Origin of the sequence: Hymenobacter sp. (genome assembly GCF_035709525.1) — a bacterium.
Taxonomy (GTDB): Bacteria; Bacteroidota; Bacteroidia; order Cytophagales; family Hymenobacteraceae; genus Hymenobacter.
Genome location: NZ_DASTEP010000117.1, coordinates 1 through 20,393, shown reverse-complemented (window position 1 = coordinate 20,393; position 20,393 = coordinate 1). Strand labels below are relative to the sequence as shown.

General features: G+C 60.3%; 14 protein-coding genes. 1 reads left to right on the top strand and 13 read right to left on the bottom strand.

What is annotated here, in order from left to right; translation table 11 throughout:
• Positions 1–61: 61 nt before the first annotated feature.
• The 3 genes from VFO93_RS09760 to VFO93_RS09750 form a co-directional block, all read right to left on the bottom strand.
• Entirely contained in the window at positions 62–322 is a 261-nt protein-coding gene (locus tag VFO93_RS09760) for a hypothetical protein (RefSeq protein ID WP_325134179.1), read from the bottom strand.
• 36 nt (positions 323–358) lie between these two features.
• Positions 359–1,408, bottom strand: a complete 1,050-nt coding sequence (locus VFO93_RS09755; protein WP_325134178.1) for a restriction endonuclease — start codon at positions 1,406–1,408, stop codon at positions 359–361.
• A 160-nt stretch (positions 1,409–1,568) separates the two neighbouring features.
• On the bottom strand, positions 1,569–2,090 hold the full coding sequence (locus VFO93_RS09750; protein ID WP_325134177.1) for a hypothetical protein: 522 nt from the start codon (positions 2,088–2,090) through the stop codon (positions 1,569–1,571).
• Positions 2,091–2,400: 310 nt separating this feature from the next.
• On the opposite strand from VFO93_RS09750, the gene ppk1 reads away from it, so the two are divergent.
• Positions 2,401–4,740 (top strand): polyphosphate kinase 1, encoded by a 2,340-nt coding sequence (gene ppk1, locus VFO93_RS09745; RefSeq protein ID WP_325134176.1) that lies wholly within the window; start codon positions 2,401–2,403, stop codon positions 4,738–4,740.
• 88 nt (positions 4,741–4,828) lie between these two features.
• Here ppk1 and VFO93_RS09740 read toward each other — a convergent pair whose 3' ends face one another.
• The 10 genes from VFO93_RS09740 to VFO93_RS09695 form a co-directional block, all read right to left on the bottom strand.
• Positions 4,829–6,175, bottom strand: coding sequence for a hypothetical protein (locus VFO93_RS09740; protein WP_325134175.1), 1,347 nt, complete (start codon positions 6,173–6,175; stop codon positions 4,829–4,831).
• A gap of 154 nt (positions 6,176–6,329) precedes the next feature.
• Positions 6,330–7,154 (bottom strand): glycosyltransferase family 2 protein, encoded by an 825-nt coding sequence (locus tag VFO93_RS09735; protein ID WP_325134174.1) that lies wholly within the window; start codon positions 7,152–7,154, stop codon positions 6,330–6,332.
• A 50-nt stretch (positions 7,155–7,204) separates the two neighbouring features.
• Entirely contained in the window at positions 7,205–8,251 is a 1,047-nt protein-coding gene (locus tag VFO93_RS09730) for an acyltransferase family protein (protein WP_325134173.1), read from the bottom strand.
• Positions 8,252–8,331: 80 nt separating this feature from the next.
• Positions 8,332–8,883, bottom strand: a complete 552-nt coding sequence (locus VFO93_RS09725; RefSeq protein WP_325134172.1) for a DapH/DapD/GlmU-related protein — start codon at positions 8,881–8,883, stop codon at positions 8,332–8,334.
• A 53-nt stretch (positions 8,884–8,936) separates the two neighbouring features.
• Positions 8,937–9,977: a glycosyltransferase family 4 protein gene (locus VFO93_RS09720; RefSeq protein WP_325134171.1), complete on the bottom strand. Its 1,041-nt coding sequence runs from the start codon at positions 9,975–9,977 to the stop codon at positions 8,937–8,939.
• 143 nt (positions 9,978–10,120) lie between these two features.
• Positions 10,121–11,311, bottom strand: a complete 1,191-nt coding sequence (locus VFO93_RS09715; protein ID WP_325134170.1) for a glycosyltransferase family 4 protein — start codon at positions 11,309–11,311, stop codon at positions 10,121–10,123.
• 25 nt (positions 11,312–11,336) lie between these two features.
• Complete coding sequence (locus VFO93_RS09710) at positions 11,337–12,833, bottom strand: hypothetical protein (RefSeq protein ID WP_325134169.1); 1,497 nt, start codon at positions 12,831–12,833, stop codon at positions 11,337–11,339.
• A 78-nt stretch (positions 12,834–12,911) separates the two neighbouring features.
• Positions 12,912–15,194 carry a GumC family protein gene (locus VFO93_RS09705; RefSeq protein WP_325134168.1) on the bottom strand — a complete coding sequence of 761 codons (2,283 nt, stop codon included), beginning with the start codon at positions 15,192–15,194 and terminating at the stop codon, positions 12,912–12,914.
• A 54-nt stretch (positions 15,195–15,248) separates the two neighbouring features.
• The gene (locus tag VFO93_RS09700) at positions 15,249–16,001 is read right to left on the bottom strand and encodes a polysaccharide biosynthesis/export family protein (RefSeq protein WP_325134167.1); all 753 of its coding nucleotides are present in this window, start codon (positions 15,999–16,001) and stop codon (positions 15,249–15,251) included.
• Between the two features lie 569 nt (positions 16,002–16,570).
• Positions 16,571–20,305 (bottom strand): hypothetical protein, encoded by a 3,735-nt coding sequence (locus tag VFO93_RS09695; protein WP_325134166.1) that lies wholly within the window; start codon positions 20,303–20,305, stop codon positions 16,571–16,573.
• Between the last annotated feature and the right edge of the window lie 88 nt (positions 20,306–20,393).

The following is a 20,393-nucleotide window of genomic DNA, read 5'->3' as shown; positions in this document are numbered from 1 at the left end:
GGGCCAGCGCCGCCGGCAGCCGCAGAAACGCCTGTAGTTCAACGGCTGCGAACAGCTGCGGTCAGCCGGGCGGCAGCTGTTCGGTTTCGGCGATGTAGTAGCCCTGCCCCCGGCGGCTCTTGATGCTGATGCCGAACAGGTCGACCACCTCGCGCACGTCGCGCTGAAACGTGCGCAGCTCGTAGCCGCCGCCGTAGTCGCCCAGGCTGGGGTGTTCGAGCAGGTAGCGCCGCAGCTCGGCAAACGGCAAGGCCCGCCCCCGCACCGCTTGCAGCCGCTGCACCAAGTGAAACTGGCGAAGAAGGTGAAGGTGGGCGGGCATGGGGTTAACTAAACAACTTTAAACAACAACTGCGTTTTACTCAAAAGCTTTGTCGATTCCGGTCATGCCAGCCTCTAGTAACATCTTGGTAAATGTTTGACCGTCGAAAAGCTTTATCTTTTTCTCTTTGGAAATAATAAGACTATCGGCCGAGTAATTATCACAAGTAGAAATTACCCAACTGATATGCGAATACCCGTTATCAGTATCTGCTAATTCACGGTCTTTAGCGTAGTTATCTATTTGCTCTAAAGCCCAATCACATGTTTCATCCCTGTGAAATTTTACTTGCACATAAATAATGGTCTTGATAGCCTCAAAAGTGGCTATGACATCAGCGTCACCTACTTTCCCAGAAGCGTTTTTAGCAGGGATAGCTACCTGTGCAGCCCCGATTCGTTGAAAGTACCACTTTACTAGCCGCTCCATTTTGTCGGGATTCAACTCCTGACGTAGTGTAGCTAGTACCTGGGGCACCATTGACTCCATGAGTTGCAGGTGTAAGTTCAGGGGGCTGTTTGCGGCAAAGCTGTCGAGTGCTTTCTGAACATTTTCGCGCAAATCAGAAATATTAGCATTAGTGCTATATATTTTCATGCGCGCTGTAAGTGCTGCATCTGCATAGTCGTAGCGTGCAAGATTGGTGGCAATCGGTTTTACTTGCCAAAAAAATCCTAAATCAATCAGCTCGCCATTTTCTCGGTGAAGAAATCCATTACGCATACTAACTGGGTTATTGTGCCAATCGGTGAGGTTATCATGCGGAAGACTTCCGATTGGTTGAGAAGATTCACCAATGATTTTATAGATTGAAAATTCTTCCCATTGCGGTACTACTACCCAATCGCCTTGCTTCATCTCCTGTACAAAACGCCAGAGATTATATCTAATACGAGCTTTTCTGCTGTCTTCCCCCCACTCTGAAGCAAAAGCATCTTCCAGCGCTTCCCATCCGCTAGAATCTAGTTCACGAAGAAACTCCTCGTTGGCAAAATCAGAAAAGCCAATAGTGAGTTGGCCTTGTTTGAGAAGTCCTAATGAAACTTCAAGATGATGTTTGATGCGGTGTAGCCAGATTGTTCTCATGCTTTTTGATGAAATAAGTAAGGGTGAGGTGCAATATATTTAGAAACGTTTGAGCGTGCGGGCTGTCGGCTGTCCGCTTGTCGTGCAACGAGCTTTGCAACGATGAGCGGACAGCCGGCGAAAAGCCGGCAGCCCGCACTTACGCGAGTTTGGGGAAACGTCATGCTGCATACCCCAGCAGCAGCCAGAGCTGCACGGCAGCCTGCGGCAGCACCGCCTCGCCGCCGTGCCAGAAGGTGATTTCCACGTCGGGGCCGAGGGTGGCTTGCAGGGTTTCCACGATTTTGGAGAGCTCGTCCATTTCCAGCTCGGCGGCGGGGTGGCTGGCCAGGGCGAGTAGCGCCACCACGGGCGGCCCGGCGGGGGGCGGGCCGAGGTGCGCCCGCTGGCATGCCGCCACGGCGGCGGGCACCAGGCGCGTGGCCCGGCCGGGGCCCGCATCGGTGGCGCAGCCGAGGCCGAAGCTGCGCGCCCGCCGCAGGGTAGCGCGGATGTCTTCGAGGTCGAGGGCCAGGTCGCCGGGGCGGCGGTAGGCTACCTGGCTTAGCGCCGCCGCGAGCGCTGCCACGGCCAGCGGCCGGGCCGCCGCGTAGGCGGCCGTGTGGGGCGGAAACGTGTAGTCTTCCCACTCGTGGAGCAGGATGTCGGCCAGCAGGGGCGGGGAGAAGGCGGGGGCGCGCATGGCAAAGCAAGAGGAGCGGGCCAAAGGTGGCAACCCACCGCGCCAAACTGTGTCGTTTTGGCGTCCGTAGCGTATTTAATAATATAAAAGCCCTAGCCCGGCGCCCGCCTGCCCGTTACTTTGCAGGCGCAAGCCGGTGTTATGCCAAATCGGAGCTTAGCGCTGCGTTTGCTCGCCTGACGTAGCGCCAAGCTGGAGCTTAGCGTTACAGACTCGCCAAGCGCCGCACCAAGCTGGAACTTGGCTGTATAGCCAGCCCGCGCAGCGGGCGTATCCGTTAAATCCTACAAATCCGTTTGAATCTGCGGTCATGAAATTATTTAAATCTGCCGACCTTATCCGCAAAAGCAAGTACATCAGCCGCGACCTCAGCTGGCTGCGCTTCAACTACCGGGTGCTCGACCAGGCCAAGGACACCAGCCGCTCGCTGTTCGATAGGCTGCGGTTTATGAGCATCACGAGCTCGAACCTCGACGAGTTTTTCATGATTCGGGTGGGCTCGCTCTACAACTACCTCGACTACGGCAAGGAGCGCATCGACTACTCGGGGCTGCGCGAGCTGCCGTTTCGGCGCAAGCTGCTCGACTTCGCGCACCGCTTCGTCAACGACCAGTCGCTGATGTATTTGAACGAGCTGAAGCCGCAGTTTGAGAAGCAGGGCTTCAGCATCCGGCGCATGCCCGAGCTGACGGAGGTAGAGCTGAAAAAGGTGGAAGGCTACTTCAAAAACACGGTTTTTCCGCTGCTCACGCCGATGGTCTACGACTCGTACCACGGCTTTCCGCTCATCATGAACCAGGTGCTGACCTTCGGCGTCGTGACGCGGGGCCTGAGTACGGCCGAGGTTGGCAGCATGGCCCCCGCCTCGGTGCCCGACATGGAAAAAGGGCAAGAGCGTCTCACCTTCGTGCAGATTCCGCAAAACCTGACGCGCTTCTTCGAAATCACGCGCAAAGACCGGGTAGTGTTCGTGCCCATCGAGGAAATCGTGCGCGAAAACCTGCACAAGCTGTTTCGCAACGTGGAGATAGTATCGGCTGATTTGTTGCGCATTACGCGCAACGGCGACTTCACGCTGGAAGAATCGGAGGATATCGACACCAACTTCATCAAGGAGATTCAGGCGGGCCTGAAAACCCGCAAGCGCGGCCGCGTGGTGCGCGTGGAGGTCGAGCCCGACGCCTCGCCCTACCTCATGAACATCCTGCGCGAGCGCTGGAACATCGACAACGGTAACATCTTCGTGATTCCGGGGCTGCTTGATTTAAAGGGGCTTAACCAGATTCTGCGCTACCCGAGCTTCCGGGGCAAGGGGGCCAAGCAGCCCTCGCCGGTAGCGCCGCTGAGTTTGCCCGACGGGGCCGACGAAAACCTGTTTGAGTACCTCAAGCACCACGACGTGCTGCTGCACCACCCCTACAACAGCATCGAGCCAGTGGTACGTCTGCTCGAGCGCGCCGCCGAAGACCCGCAGGTGCTGGGCATCAAGCAAACGATTTACCGTCTGGCCGAAGACTCGCGCGTGACCGCCGCGCTGCTCAAAGCCGCCGAAAACGGCAAGCACGTCTCGGTGCTGTTTGAGGTGAAGGCGCGCTTCGATGAGGAGCGTAACATCCGGGAGGGCGCGCGGCTCGAAAAGGCCGGCTGCTTCGTCATCTACGGCGTGGGTAAGTACAAGACTCACACCAAGATGATGATGATTATCCGGAAGGAAGGGGAGAAGGTGACGCGCTACGTGCACATCGGCTCGGGCAACTACAACGAGCAAACCTCGCGCCTCTACACCGACCTGAGCATGCTGACGACCAACGACACGTATGGCCACGACGTGTCGGAGTTCTTCAATGTAATCACCGGCCATTCGCAGCCCGACGACTACGAGTACCTCATCACCGCGCCCAAGGACATGCGGCAGCAGCTCATCCACTTGGTACGGGAGGAGGCCAAAAACGCCAAAAAAGGCCTGCCTAGCGGCATCGTGATGAAGATGAACTCGCTAGAGGACCGGGAGTTGATTGACGAGTTTTACAAGGCTAGCAAGGCTGGCGTGCCCATTCGGTGCATTGTGCGGGGCATTTGCTGCCTGCGGCCGGGCCGGCCGGGTTTGAGCGAGAACATCGAGGTGCGCAGCATCGTGGGCGAGTACCTGGAGCACGCCCGCCTGTTCTACTTCCACCACAACGGCGAGGCGCGCCTCTACGCCGGCTCGGCCGATGCGATGGTGCGTTCCTTCGACCGTCGCATCGAGGCTATCTTCCTGATTCAGAACCCCCAGCTGCGGCGCGAAGCCATCCACATCTTGCAGCTCAACCTGCTCGACAACCAGAACAGCTACGTGATGCGCGAGGATGGGGCTTACATCCGGCAGCAGCCCGCGGCCGGCGAGGCAGCCGTGAATATCCACCGCGATTTCTACCGCCGCCCCGACGACGCGCAGCTCGCCAACGCCACGCCCGAGGGCCTGCTGGCGCTGCTGCACGAGCAAGCCGCCCAGCGCCAGCGCTTGGCCGCCGCCGAGGCCACGGCGGCAGCAGCGGCTACCATGCCAACGCTGGTCGAAGAAGGAGCCGATTCCTTCGGCCAGGGCGACGTGATTATGGACGAGGAAATAGAGCAGGAAAACGACATCGCCGCTACCGTAGTAGATTAAACGGCCGTAGCGCCCGCGCCCGAAAAAGCCCCTCCCACTTTGCAAGAAAGCAACGTGGGAGGGGCTTTTTCGGGCGCGGGCGCTACGACTACTCGACCGCCACGCTGCGGCGGCGCAGCCGGAAGAATCCCGCCAGCGAAGGCCCGTCGAGGATTTGCAGCGAGGTGCGCATGACGAAGATTAGCATAAAGCTTTCGGCGACGAACATGGTGCACAGCACGCCCTGCAAGCCAAACGGCCGGCTGGTGAAGGTGATGCCCAGCAGCAGAATAGCCAGGCTGCACAGGTTGTAAATGGCAAATTTGCGGGTGTTGTTGGTGGCGTTTTGCACCATGCCGAAGATGCTCCACAGCGCGCTGATGGAGGTGACGATGGCAAACGGGTAGAAAAACGCGCTGTTGAACTCCAGCTTGTGCTTGGTCCAGAACAAGTAGATGGGCTTGCCGATAAGCCACATCGAAACGTTGAAGCTGAGCACGATAAGCGCTACCGCCTGCACGGCCCGGATAAAGATATTCTGAAACTTAGCCGAATCGTTCTGGCCGAAGGCCGTCGTCATTTCGGGCCAGATGGAGGAGTTTACCACGGCCACTACCTGCTTAATCACGTTCATAAACGTGCGGGTGGTAGTCAGAATTACGACCGCGGCGGGGTTGAGCAGGTAGCCGACCAGAATAACGGTGCCCTGGATGGAAAACGCCTGCGTGATGGGGAACGACAAAAAGGACAGCGCCACCGGCGTCTGCGCCTTGATGATGTCCATCGAGAAGTGCCGGGTGCCGTGCTTAATCCAGGGGCTGCGGGTGCGCACCAGTATCCAGTTGGTGAGCGTGGTCAGGATGCCGGTGATGGTGAGCGTGATAACCAGCGTGAGCGGGGCGGCGTGGTAGGCAAAGAGCAGCACGGCCACCAGCACCAGCTCGACCAGCCGGCCAATATTGCCCACCAGCAGGCCCGCCACGTAGTTGCCGTCGCAGCGGAGCGCCGCCATCAGCAGCACGTTTTGCTGCGAAAGCAGGATGGTAAACAAAAACAGGGCAATGATGAGCTTGGCATCCTGGTCAGCTATCAGGTGCAGGTTCAGGCTGGTGCTGACGGGCAGCACGGCCAGCCCGATGCCGGCCACTACGAGAAACAGCAGTGAGAAGGCACTAATGACCAGCCAGTTGTTTTGAAAGACTTTCAGCGCGTAATCCTGGTCGTTGCGGGCCACGGCGATGTTCATCTCGTTGGCGGCCACCGTGCCAAAGCCAAAGTCGCCCGCCATGGCAATCACCGACGGTGCCGCGCTCAGTATCAGCCACTCGCCGTAGAGCGGTGGCCCCCAGACCTTGATATACAAGGGCACCAGCGCCAGCTGGTTGAGGATGTTTAGAATCTGGCCCAGCGAAGCTGCTCCCGATGCCTTAAAGATGTTTTTAAACGAAGCATTCATCAGCAAAACTGGAACTGGCAGGAAAAGCCCGGGCAGGCAAGCGCCGGCCGCGCATGGGCGGCCGGCGGCCTGGGCTACCCCCTTGATAATTTAAGCTCAAAAGTACGCGCGCCCCACTGGGCGGTAGGTGAAGCCCGGCCGGCTGGCCGGCCCGCTAGCGCGGCTTGTTGCGCAGCAGCTCGTCGGTTTTCAAGACGATAAAGTACTCGTAGATAGCCTGAAGCGTGGCATATGTGAACCCCGCGTAGCCATCCAGGAAGGCGCGCCGGCCCACTACCATGTACAGCCACTTGATGAGGGGGCGGCCGGGTAGCTTGTAAAACAAGCCCTTCTGGTGGTAGCGCCGGTGACTGAAATCCTTGTGAAACAGCGCGTCGCGCAAGCTAAAGTCGATGTTCTGCTGGTGCTCTTCCAGCCAGCGCTGGGCCTCCATCGTGGAGTACTGGTTGTGCTTGGCAACCCAGTGCGTGATGCCCTTGGAAAATGGGTAGTGATTGAACAGCACTTTCGAGTCGGCGATTTCACCGTCCACGAGCAGCACCTCGTTGATTTCGCGGTGGTAGTGGGCTTTGCCCTGCCGCACCAGCCGGATGTAGAACGGCGAAATCTGCGCGTGCTTGAGCCAGGTGTCGTAGAGGTAGTCGCGGCGGCGCAGGCGCAGGGCGCTCACGGCGGCGGGGGCCTGGTTTATCTCGGCCAGCAGCTGCACTTCGGCCCCGGCCGGTATCTGCTCATCGGCGTCCAGAATCAATATCCACGGGTTTTTGTAGGCTACCTCGCGCAGGCCGGCGTTGCGCTGCGAGGCGTAGCCATCGAAGCGCCGCTGCGTGACGTGGGCCCCGGCCGCCCGGGCCAGCTCGACGGTTTTATCCGTGCTAAACGAGTCGAATACGTGAACGTCATCCGACCATTTTACCGACGCCAGGCAGGAGGGCAAGTCTTGTTCCTCGTTTTTGGTAAGAATTAAAACCGATATCATAAAGTAAGAAAGTGGGCCGCCGTGCGGGCTCTCGGAAGGAAATGAACGAATCAGCGGCCGCCTACTACCACCGCGTAAAGCCTGGGAACCAGTTTTCTGAGGTAGATGCCCACCACGGTAGCCAGCGCCATAAACAGCCAGGGCGACAGCAGGTAGGAGAGCAGGTAGCCCGGCGAGTTTTTGCCGGTAGCCACTACCAGCAGCTTGCGCACCACGTTTAGCGCGGGCTCGTGAAACAAGTAAACGAAGAAGGTGAAATTGCACGCGGCATCCAGCCAGGCGTGCCGCCGCAGCGAAAACCCGGCGGGCACCAAGGCATCGTAGGCCAGCCAGATGGCGCTGACCCCGAGCAGAATAATCGGAATCCGGGCCGGCTTCCAGAGCGCTAGCTCGGGCGTGAGCAATTGAGCGGCTGACACCAGCAGGAACGCGCCCAGCAGGGCGAGCCCCAGCCGGGGGTGCGCCACGGCCACCGGGTACTTGGTGAGGGCGCCGCCCAGGCTAAACCAAAATAAGGCGACGACTGGCAGGTAGGGCAGCTCGGCGAAGGCCGCTACGAAAGCCAGCAGCACCCATCCCCAGCCCAGGTACCGCAGCAGCACGTACAACAGCGGCGAAAGCAGCACCACGAAAAGCAGGTCGCGTACAAACCACAGGTGAAAGGCCAGCGGCGAGCCGTTGCCCGCATCGTAGAAAATAGCGGCCAGCACCCGGGGCCAGCTTTGGTGCAGGGTAGGCAAAATGCTGCTGTTGATGAACTTACTGAGCGCCGGAATGCTGTTGACAACAACCAGAAAGGCCACGTAGAACAGCGCCGTAAGCACGTATGGAATCAGCAGCGTGTGCAGGCGCTTCTGAATTTTTTCGGGGATGGAGGCCAGGCCCCGGGGCGTTTTAAGAAAAAACAGGTACCCCGACATCGCGTAGAAAAGCGGCACGGCGCACCGGCCCAGCAGCGTAGACACCACCTCCTGCGTGTAGTGGTTGGCCGCCATGCCAGCTATCTCATCGTCGTGAAAGCCAGAGTGGATATACAATACTAATAGAATGGCTACCGCTGAAAGGAGCTTTAGCTTTTCGCTTAGATGCTGTGTCATAGGTCCGTACTCCCGCTGCGCGTGGGCGGGATAGGTGGGGGAGGAGCTGGCTGATAGTGAAAGAAGTTCCCGGCCGGGGGCTAGGCTTTGCTGAATTGCTCGCGGGGCTTGAGGGGCCGGCAGGGGTGCCCGGCGCAAACGGTCCAGGCGGGCATGCTTTTGGTCACGACCGAGCGTGCCCCGATAATGCACCCTTCCTCGATGGTAACGCCGGGGTGAATGAAGGCCTCGGCCGTAATCCAGACGTGGTCGCCGATAACGATGGGGCTGGTAACCAGCGGAAAGCCGGGGTGCGTGTAGTCGTGCGTGCCCGTGACTAGGTGCGAGCCCTGCGAAATAACGGCGCGCTTGCCCACGATAATTTTTCCTTGCGAATACAGCGTTACGCCGTCGGCAATGCCGCACTCGTCGGCCAGCTCCAGGTTCCAGGGGGCCCATATCTTAACCCCGGGGTACACGTGCACGCCCTTGCCCACCTTGGCCCCAAAGCAGCGAAGCACCCACGAGCGCCAGCCGTGCAGCGGCCGGGGCGAAAACCGAAAAACCAGCAGCGACGCTACCCCCCACAGCAAGCGGCTCAGGCGGTTGCGCAGCGAAAAAGAAGGGCCTACGAAGGTATCCTCATTGTGCATAGATAAAGCAAAAACTAAAGCAGAAAAAAGCGACGTAAGGCCGCCGGGATAGGTTAAGCGGCGGCGGGCAGGCAGTGGTGGTGAACGTAGTCGGCCCACTTTTGCAGGGTCCAGAGCGAGGCCAGCTGCTGGCTGGTCGCGCGCATGGCGGCCAGCTGCTCGTCGGTGGCGGCGGCTACCAGGCGCATCGCGCGCAGCAGCGAAGCCTCGTCGGGGTTCACGATGTAGCCATTCTGGCCATCGCGCACATAGTAGGTAGTAGCGCCCACCTGGTGCGAGGCGATAACCGCCAGGCCGGCCGCCGTGGCCTCGTGCACCACCAGGCCCCAGGGCTCAAACGAGCTAGGCAGCACCAGGCAGGTAGCCTGCGCCAGATACGCCGGCAGCTGCTGCGGCTGGGCAAAGCCCAGCAAACGCACGCCGGGCTGGCTGGCGCAGTAGCTTTCCAGCTCGCCCTTGCCGCAGATGAGCAGGCCCCAGGGCTCGGCGGTAGTGGCGCGGTAGGCCGCGTAGGCGTGCAGCAGCGCCTGCACCCCCTTGTAGGCCACCAGCCGGCCGACAAAGATGAAGTTCTTTTCCGGGCTGGCCGGCAAGCCTTCGAAGCGGTCGGTATTGGCGCAGTTGTAGCCCATGTAGGGGTTGGGATAGCCGAGCCGCCGCGCAAAGGCCGCCTGCCGGTCGCCCGATACAAAGAAGTTATCAATGCAGGGTTTCAGATAGATAGCCGACGTAAACACGCCCAGCCACTGCTTGGGCGTGCTCAGCCACTGCCGGTCAAATACCGACACGACGTAGGTGCCCTGCTGGCGGCACTTGCGGCTGATGCGCATGTACAAGGCGTGGTTCCAGGAGGCCATGATGATGGTATCGGGCCGCAGCTGGTAGCAAAACTGCGCGATTTCCTCGCCGTTGTCGGCCGTTTGCACAAAGTTTCGGCGGCAGAAGGACACGTCCAAATCCTCGTAGGGAGCCAGCGCTTCCGCCGCCTGGTACACCAGGTAGAGTTCCAGGTCGGGCTTTTGCGCCAATTGCCGCAGGCAGGCCACCGAGTAGTCGGCCAGCGGTGACCATAGCAAGAGAATTTTCTTAGGCATACAATAGCGCTAGCGCGAAATAGGTAAGCGCGAAATATACCCGATGTGTCTTTAGCCAGCCAAAACTGGACCGGGCAAAGACAAGCTGGCCACAGCTATTGGCTAAGCCATACGAAGCAAAGAAGCCATTCGGAAAGAGCGGGTTAGTGCTTGGCGGCTACGGGCTGCCGGGCGGCGATTAATTCGGCTACCTGCGCCACCAGCTTGTCGGCGGCCTTGTCCCAGCTGCCGAGGCGGCGCGCCGTGGCAGTAGCCTCTACCGACATGCGGGCCAGCAGGGCCGGGTCGTCGGCCATTTGCTTGAGGCGGTCGTAGAGCGCATCCGTGTCGCAGGGCGCCACGATAAAGCCTTCCACGCCGTCCGTAATGAGGTCGGCCCCGCCGGTGTTGGTGGTAATGAGCAGGGGCAGGCCAAACGAGAGGGCCTCGCCCTGCACCAGCGCCAGGCCTTCTTCGAGGCTCGGCAAGATAAAGCAGCTGGCCTGGCGGTACTGGTTTTTGAGGTCTTCGCCCTTGAGCACGCCCGTAAACTTCACCTCGGCCGGAATCGTCGTTTTCTCAAGCCCCGTAACCACGGTGTGGGGGCCTACGATGATGAATTCCTTGTTGGGGTGGTCGAGGCGGTTGAAGGCATCGATGGCGTAGCGCAGGCCCTTGCGGTAGCTAATCTGGCCCACGTAGAGCACCCGGAACGGGGCCCCCGACTGGTACTTGTCGGCAGAAGTCGTTTCGACCTCAATCGGCGGGAAGCCGAAATTGACTTTGAGTAGCTTGTCGGCCGGAAAGCCTTTCTCGATAAATGAATTGACCACGAAGTCGGACGGGCAGAGAATATAATCGGCCTCCTTATAAGCCAGCAAGCGCTGGTCGAAGTCGATTTCGTCGTCGTACGAGCGGTCGAGGCCCAGGCGCTCGAACTCGGGCAAGAGAATTTCCTTGGCGTATTCGGCGTGGCTGTTCACTTCCTCCATGATGCACAGCGTGCGGCTGCCTTCGCGGTGCAGGCGCTTGGTGGTGTTGAAGCCCTGGGTGCGGTAGTACACGAAGGCGTCAGACTCGCGGGCGTACTTGTAAGACGCGGCATCGAGGCGGGCGCTGGCCAGGCTGTGCAGTACCCGCTGGATCGGCATCGGAAACTTCATCATCAGCGTGCCCACAAACAGGGTCTGGAAGAAGTCGTGGCGCTTGAGCTTGTCGCCCACGTTGATGAGCTTGGCGCGCGGGCTGAGCCGGCTAAAGCCCGAAACGAAAGCGTGCAGCGCCTTCACGTTGTAGAGGGCCTGCGCGTAAGCGTAGTTGCTTGAGCGAACGGGACCGGTATAGGTTATCTTCATATAACGTCTGATTTAGCGGAGCAGCTTACACTATGCGCAGCTTTTTGAGAATGAATAGCAGTCCTAGCAGCAGAATGAGTGGGTAGGTGAAGCCAATGAGCGCGAAAAAGGCGCGGTAGCCCCAGAAAGACAGAAACACCCCGATGCCCAGCACGCCCACCGACAGCACCTGGCGCTGCCCGGCGTAATACACCATGCCATCGAGGCCCAGCATAAAGAGGGCGTAGGCTACCGCGTACACAAACACGCCCCACATGCCGCCCGCCTGGTAGGCCTCGCCCACGATGGAGTAGGTGAGGCTGGTAGTGCCCATGAAGAGCGGCCCGTCGAGCACAAACGAAAACTGGTGCGAGAGGTCGGTGGCCCCGTTCAGCACGGGCTTGCCGGGCCAGATGGCGCGGGGAATGGGGTTGACCAGCACCGCGAAGAAGTCGTTGAAGCCTTCGTAGTGGTAGCGGTCGGGGTAGCCCTGCACCATGAGGCAAAACAGGTACATGTTGTTGTCGCGGTGCGACTCGCTGGGGTCGAAGGTGGTAGCCGAGGCCAGGCCGCGGTCGTGGGCCGCCTTTTCGGGGTCGGCGAGCACTTCGAGCAGGTTGCCGCGAAAGCGCACCTGCATCTCCATTACCCCGATGATGAAAAACAGCAGCAGGCCGGCAATAGTCCAGAATTTGACGCCCTTGTCCCAATTGTAGTAAAACAGAAAGAACAGCACCGGCGCGGCCACGAACATCATGGTCGAGCGGCTGCCCCCCAGGAAGAACACGAAAATAACCACCATGCCCGACGCCATGGCCAGGATGGGCAGCGGGCGCAGCTTGTTGCGGGCCGAGGTGAGGGTAATAGCCCCGAACAGCGGCGTAAGCTGCCACAACCAGTTGAAGGGCAGCATAAACGAGCTGGAGTTGCCGGTCGAGTCCTGCACCAGCAGGCCGCCCCCCGAGCCGCCCGTCGAGCGCCCGGCCGTCAGGGCCGTCCACAGGATGTCGAACGACTCGTAGTAGTAGTAAAAAGCCAGCAGCGGCACGGTAAACGCCAGAATAGCCGCTACCCCGTAGAAAGTGGCCGACAAGTTAATCTTGGCCAGAAACGCGAAGCTGCGAATCGAAAGCGCCGTGAGGGGCCGCCACAGCAGCACGTACACCAGGTTGGCGAAAACCTGGAAGGCGGCGGCCCAGAACAGGGCCTCCATCTTGTGCATGGGCCGGCTGTACACGTAGGCATCGTGGCCGGGCAGTATCACCTCCAGGTACAAAAACCAGATGGGAGCCAGGTTGAAGATGCTGACGCAGCTGAACAAGATGAAAAAGCGCTTCTTGAACAGGGCGTACAAAATGGGCACGAGGCACCCCGCGCAGGCCACTACCCCGCACAGCACCGAAAAGTCGTGCGAGTCGGCCAGCAGCTGCGAGCCACCCAGGCACAGCACGGCCACCCAAAACTGGCAGAAGGCACAAATCCAGGCCACCCGGCGCAGGTCGGCCAGCCCGCCGGGGTTGGCGGCGTCGGTCGACGTAGGCACCGAAAGAGCGGAAGGGAGCGTGAGCTGCTGCATAGGAAAGGGCCGGGCATTCACAGGAAATGCCCGGCTACCAGAAAGTTAAACTTCGACTTGTTGCTTGCGTTTGGCCTGGGCTTTGTCGTGCCCGTAGCCGTAATAGCTGCTCACGTTGGCGCGGCTGTCGTTGAGCACCAGCATCAGGCTATTGAATTTCTTGTTGGCGTAGAGGCTCTCGATGGCCTTCACGTGCTCACGCTGCGAGTAGTTGTAGCGCACCACGCAGATGGTCGAGTTGGCGAGCGGCGCGAGGCTGAACGCGTCGGCCACGAGCCCGATGGGCGGCGTATCGATGAAGATATGGTCGAATTGCTCGGCCAGCTCGTGCAGCAAAAACGCCAGCTTGGGCGAGGCCAGTAGCTCGGCCGGGTTGGGCGGCACCGAGCCCGCGCCAATGACAAACAGGCCAGGCGTGCTCGCCGAGGTTTGCAGAATGTCGCTGATGGCCAGCCGGTCCGATACCAGATAGTCGGTGATGCCGGGCTCGTTGCGCAGGGACAGCTCGTGCGCCAGCGAGGGCTTGCGCAGGTCGAGGTCCAGCAGCACTACTTTCTTGCCCATCACCACCAGGCTATTGCTCAGGTTGATGGAAATGAACGACTTGCCCTCGCCCGGTACGGTAGAGGTAATCAACGTGATTTTGTTTTCGCGGCCCGCCGTGGCAAAATTCAGGTTGGCGCGCACCAGCCCAAACATTTCGGCCAGCGCGCTGCGGTTGTCGCGCGCCACTACTACCGTGTTGCCCCCGCGCTTGCGCGCGATTTCCCCCAGAATAGGGGTAGTCGTCAGCTCTTCAACCTCGGCCTTGGTTTCAACCTTGGTGTTCATCTGCCCTTTGGCATACAGCAGCGACAGCGGCAAACCCATGCCCAGCAGCAGGCCCAGCAGGTAGGTCATTTTGCGGTTGGGGCTCACGGGCAGCTCGCTCGCGGTAGCCGGGTCGATAACGCGGGAGTTGGACACGGTGGCCGACAACGCCAGCGCCGCTTCTTCGCGCTTCTGCATCAGGTACAAGTAGATGTTCTGGCGCAGCGAGCGCTCGCGCTCCTTGGCTTGCAGGGTGCGCTGCACCACGGGCGCGCTGTTAATCTTGGCCCGCACCTGGCCCGACGAGTTTTGCAGGTTGCGGCTCGTGATGACGAGGCCGTTCTTGATGTTGCGCAGGTTTTCCAGAATCTTGGTGCGCATCGTGGCCAGCTGCTCGTTGGTGCTGAGCACGAGGGGGTTGTTTTCCTGGTTGGTGCGCAGCAGGCGCTCGCGCTCCACCTGGATGCCGTTGAACTGGTTAATCAGCCCCAGCAGCGTTTGGTCCTGAATGCCCAGGGTGCTGGGCACCAGGCGGTACTGGTTTGCCTGCGAGTTCAGGTAGTTTTCGATGGATTGCAGCACCTGAATCTGGTTGGCCCAGTCGGCCAGCTTGGTTTGCAACGCGCTCGCCTGCTCTACGTTGCTGGAAACCTGCACGCCCACGTCGGCGATATTCTGCGACTCCTTGTAGCTTTGAACGGCATCTTCCACGCCCGTCAGCTCGGTGCCCAGCGACTTGATGCGACGGTCCAAAAACGCCAGCTTGCTGGCCGACGCCTCGTTTTTGTCTTCTACCGCTTCCTTGCTGTACACTTGTAGCAGCTTGTTCATGATGTCGCGGCCTTTGGCCGGCACCGGGCTGATGAGCGAGAGGTTGAGCACGCTGGCATCTTTGTTGGCCGACGATACCGTGAGCAGCTGGTTGAAGTCTTCGGCTACCTCCTGCGGGTTGGCGAACACGATAACGTAGCCCTGCGGGTAAGCCGCCACCTGCGTCGAGTAGTAGAGCGTGGGCACCAGCATCAGCGTGCCGTAGGGGCGCGCTACCTGCTGCCCCAGGCGGAAGGGCCCCACCGTGGTGCTGCCCTCTTGCAGGGTAAAAGTGCTATCGGCCTTCGGCAGCAGCCGAACCTGCTGCTTGTAAGCCGTGGGCTGCAAAGTGCTGAGCGGCGACACGGCCACCGGCAAATCTCTGTCGTAGAGCTCGGTGCGCGGCTTATCGGGCTGCTGGTAGTAGCTGGCGTAGAGAGCCAGCTCGTTTACCACGCGCAGCATCAGGCTGCGCGAGCGCAGCAGCTGCGTCTCGTTGTCAACGCTTTGCTTGGGCTTGAGCAACTCTTCCGATGAGGTATTAGTCAGGCCCGACAGGGTGGGGGCCTGGCCCTCTTCCCGAATCAGTATGGAGCTGGTAATGCTGTACTTGGGAATGGCGACGTACCGCAGGTACAGGTAGGCTCCCGTGAGGCCTACCACGGCCCCCAGTACAATGAAATACCAGTATCTTATATAGTTGCGCATACCAGCGTAGGGTTTATAATGAAAGCTAAGTTTGAAGGCAGTAGCGGGCAGCCGCTAGCGCCGCAGCAGTAGGCTGCTGATAACGATGGCCACCACCGAGGCGATAGAAACATAAATGGGCAGGTTGACGGCACGGGCGCTGGCTTGCAGGCTGCGGGCCCGGTCGGGGGCCACGTACACTACGTCGTTTTGCTGGAGGTAGAAGTAGGGCGACGAGAGCACGTCTTTGCTGGTGAGGTCGAGCTGCTTAATCTGGCGCTTGCCGCCCTTCTCCCGAATCACCAGCACCTTTTCGCGCTGGCCGTAAGCCGTCATGTCGCCGGCCATGCCCAGGGCTTCGAGCAGCGTAATGTGCTCGTTGGTAACGGTAAAGGTCGACGGCTTCGTAACCTCGCCCAGCACCGTCACCCGAAAGTTGAGGTAGCTGATGTTGACCGTCGGCGACTTCACCGTGTTCTTGGCCAGCTCGGTGGTGAGCTTGGCAATGGCGGCTTCGCGGGTGAGGCCGCCCAGCGCTACCTGCCCCAGCACCGGAAACTTGATGTTGCCCTGGTCATCGACCAGGTAGCCCTCGCTGGCTTTGCGGGTGAGTTCATTGGCCGGCAGCGGGTTGCCGCTCGGCAGCAAAATACCCGTATTGAGGAGCACGTTCGACTCGGGACTGGCGCTATTAACCGTAATGCTCAGCAGGTCGCCGGGCTGAATAACCGGGTCGATACGGTTGGTAATAGCTTGCTCGTTGGTAGCCGTAGAATTAAGATTACTGAAGTAAACCAGATTGCGATTACTGGCGCACGAAGCCAGCAAAACGAGCGAGGCTAGGTAAAGGAAACTAGAACGCAGCGCTCTATTCATACATTAAAAATTTCAGGGTTATTTCCGCAATGATAAGCAGTATTCACAGAAAAAGGCCGTAAAAACTACAGAAAAGGCCTGTTTTGGGGGCTTTTAGGAAGCAGAAACGGGCAGTTAGCCCATTTGCGATTGTGAACATTCCAATGAGGCCAGGCGCACCTGCAAAGGATGCTTCGGTACCGGAAAGGATTTTTTAATGAATCACGATTTGATAACGAATTAAACTGATTTTTTAGCTGCTCAGTAAAGCCTCATGTAGGCTGACTACATAGTTATTACGATTACGCAAGCTTTATTTAGCCCGAAAATCGATGCTTTTTGGGACTACTATTTATTGTATAAGTTATAAATTTTATTAATTAAAGATAATCGGTCGAATTGCTGCACAAATTTAATGCCAGCGCCGCGAAAAGCAGCGCTTCCATTGGCGGCCCAACTTGCTCGGCATAACGCAAGCCGGGCGGCAGGCCGAGGGACAATGCCCCAGCCTGCCGCCCGGTTTGAGCGGGCGCGCGGGCCGGCTACTTGTCTATCCGAAAGCCCAGCCCGAACTGCACCAACGTGTTCTCCTCCGACACCTGGTACGACACCGAAAAGGCCATCGTCTCGACCACTGGGGCCAGGTAGATGCCGCCGCCGTAGCCCGCGTGCCAGCCGCCCGGCGAAGCGCCCTGGTAGTACACGCGGCCCTGGTCGTAGAAGCCGAACACGCCGTAGTAGAAGGGTAGGAAGTGGTTTTTGCTCTGGCCCAGCGCTAGGCGTAGCTCCGTATTATAGTAGAGGCTGGCGTCGCCGGTGAAGCGGTTGCGGTAGTAGCCGCGCAGGTTTTCGGCCAAACCCAGGCTAGTGAGCTTATAGAATGGGATGTGCGCCGAGTTGCCGTGATTTTTGGCCCCGCCGGCGCGCAAGGCCAGCGTAACCGGGATGCCCAGCCGGGCCGTGCCCAGGTACTCGGCCGAGCCCTGCGTGAGGCCGTAAAACTCCTGGTAGCCAGCCAGCTGCCGGTACGAGCTGTGGCGCACCACCAGGCGCACCCCGCGCTGGGCGAAGGCGCGGCGATTGCGCAGGTCAAGGTCGAATAGCGCGTTCAAACCCACCAGGCGCTGAAAATCGGCGTTCGGGCGCGGGTTGTCTTGGCCGGGCTGCTGCTGGCGCAAATCCTGGCCGAGTTGGCTGCTGGCGGCGTAGTCGGCGGTGTAGTACTCGTAGGACGGGCCAACCCGAAAAACGCTGCGCTGAAAAAACGTGCGCTCGCCAAACGCATTGAACGTAATGCCCTTGTAGCGAGCGCGGTAGTAGCGGGCATCGTACAGGTCTTCGCTTTTCTGCGAGTTGTTGCCGATGCCGAAGAAGTTGTAAAACGGAAAGTAGCTGCCGTAATTCACCTCGCCGCCCACATCGACCTTGCCGATGGCGTGGCGGTGGCGCGTGCTGGCCGACAGCTGAAACTGCCCGCCCGTGGAGGTTTGCAAGGCAAAATCGTAGCGGTGGCTGTAGTCGGGCTTGCGAAAGCCCTGCCGCACGAAGCCCAAGCCCAGCGACAGCCCCACGCCGTCGTTGCGGTTGTAAAACAAACCCAATCGCGGCGCGTAGCTGTTGAACTCAAACGCCTCGCGGTCATACAAATTCACGGTGCGGCTGGCGCTGCGGCGGTCGTCGGTTTCGGGGCCGGCGGCCAGGGTAGTGCCGGGCGTGTCGTACACCTTGGTGAGGCGGCGCAGGCCGGCGGCGCGGCTGTCGTCGGCAATGTCGTCCTTGCCCGCGCCCCCAATCACGCGCACCACGATGCTGCCCCGGCCGCCCTGCCCGGTCAGTTGGAAAACATCTTGCCCATCAAGGCCATAGAGGCAGATTTCCTTGGTTTCGGCGGGCTCGAAGGTGCGGTCGAACAAGGCCGGGCCGCTGGGCTCGGCCGCGTCGCCTTTGCGCGCAAATTCCTGCACGCGCACCCGGCCGCCCGCCAGGCGCTCGACCTTGAAAATCTCGGCCTTGTTAGAGCCCACCACGTCGACGCGCCGGGCCAGCAGCCGGTAGTAGCGGTCCACGGCGCGGGGCAGCGCCTGAATGCGCGCCTTGAGCTTGCGGTTAATGTCCTGGCCCGAAAGCGGTTGCACCTCGGCGGGCAGCGTAGCGGTGGCCTCGTCAATCACGGCCGGCGTGAGCTGCTGCTGCAAGTAGGTGGCGGCATTTTGCCAATCCTGCCGGGTCAGACTTTGCAACAGAAACCTATCCAGGTGGCGCGCCGGCCAGTTCAGGCTTTTCATATCCTGAAACTCGGTTTGAAAACCCTCGATGCTCGGCACGGCCCACTCGCGGTTGGCGAGGTACGTCAGCAGGCCGTTCCAAAGGGTAAACGACTGGTCGCGGTCGCGCGGAATGGGCTTGTAGATGGTGCCCTGGCCTTTGCCCTGGTCGTAGCCGGCCCACTTCCAGTTGTCTTCGTGCTTGCCAAAATCGGCCACCAGCATGTCGAACGCACGGGCGCGGGCCAGGTTCTGGGCGTCTACGCGGTTGGCGTGGTCTTTATAGAGCTTGCGGAAAAAGCTGTACGAGCGCGTCACCTCGTCGGCCTTGCCGAAGCCCGGCAGGTTGGCTTTGGGGTCGCCGGGTCGGTCTTCGAGGGTGCCGAGCAAACCGGCGTAGTCCTGGCGGTAGGGGCCCAGCTGGTCGTTATCAGGCAGCCGAAACAGGCGCGGCCGGGCGTGCAGAATGTCGGTATGGTCGAGCAGCGCGCTGATGGGCAGCGCCGAATACGGGTTGGCCGTAGCCGTAACGTCCTTGAGAATCGGGGCCACGAACGAGTTGCGCAGCTCGGGCGGCAGAATGGTCGTCACGTCCTTGTCCACCGACCGAAACACGTACTCCGCCGAGTCGGTCGCGATGAGCTTGAGCGAGGTCGTCTGCCGCCCGCCGCCCCGCCCGAAGGGCCGCAAACCGCCCTTTTCGGTCTTCAGATTCAGCGTAGCAACCTTAACCGGCTGGAGCCAAGAGGTGCGGTAAAGCGGCCCGATAAAAAACCGCTTGGCCGGCCCGGCCTTGTACTCGGGCCCCGGTACTACCACCGTGGCCGCCTGAAACGGCGCATCGGGCCGGCGCTCGGCCGGCGTGCGGGCCGCGCCGGGGCAGCTGACGATAAAGGCGTTGGCGGGAATGCGCGAGGTAGTATCCGCATCGCAGGGCGAGCGGAAGAGCGTGCCCGCGTAGGCTTCGCGTGCCGGCTGGCCGCCTTCGGCAAAGGCGTAGAAGTGGCTTTTCACCGTGCCGTCGGCAAAGTATTCGAGGGTGGCGTAGCCGTCTTCCTTTTTGTTGTAAAGCGCCGTGTTGCTGGCCCCTACGTGCTGGCTTTGGGCAAAGCTGCCGGCCACGAGGTGGTAATTGCCCTGCAAAGGCGTGAGCTGGAGTGAGAAGTCGTGTGCCGCGGCGTATACCGCGCCGGGATGGCTTTGCAGCGTGTTCAGCAGCTCTTTGCGCAGGGCCTGGTAGCCGGGGCTGGCGAGGTCGCGCGGGGTGCCCACATTCTGGCGGTAGGCGGCGTAGAGGGTGCCCAGCACGGGCGGGCTCAGGTGGCGGCTCAGGGGCTCGTGGCCGCCGTACACGCCGTTGGTCACTACCGGGTGGTGGCCCAGCAGCAGCACGTTCTTGCCCTTGGTGTCGTCGAGAATATCCTGCAATTGCTCCCGAAACTCCTCCTTGGTCAGTGTTTTGCAGTCGGTATCGGGCGCTTCGGGGCGGTCGTAGGGGTGCGTAAACCAGGGCGTGTTCAGGGCCACCAGCCGCACCAGCGGGGCCACGTTCACCACTTCGGGGCCGGGGCAGCCGTTGGTGGGCACGAAGGCATTCTGGCCGGGCAGCTGCTTTTCGATGTATTTCTCCAGCCGGCGCACGGCCTTCAGGCCGTCGCGGCCCGAGTTGGCCCAGTCCTTGTCGCCGGGCAGGAAGTAGATTTTGCCCAGCGGCAAGTCTTTCACCAAGGCAATGAGCGCGTCGGCCCGGCTTCTTTCAATTTGCGAGAGCGCGGTGTCTTTCTTGGCCGCCAGGCCTTCATTGGCCACGATATCACCCAAATGCACTACCGTAAACGGCGTAGTCTGGCGGGCCAGCGCCTGGCGCAGGGCTTGCAGGCGGGCGGCGGGTAGCTCGCCCTGGGCAGTGTTGCCTAGTAGAAAAACAGTGTGCGCGGGCGGCGCGGTTTGGGCAGAAAGAGAGGTGGTAGCCAGCCCTAAGAGGGCCAGCGGGGCGAGAAAGCGTAGTGCCATACGGTGGGGGTTAATAGGGCGCTTACGCGAAAAGCCTGGGCTGAGGTATGGCGGTGTACCGTAAGCTTTAGCTTGCGAGCGAGCGCAG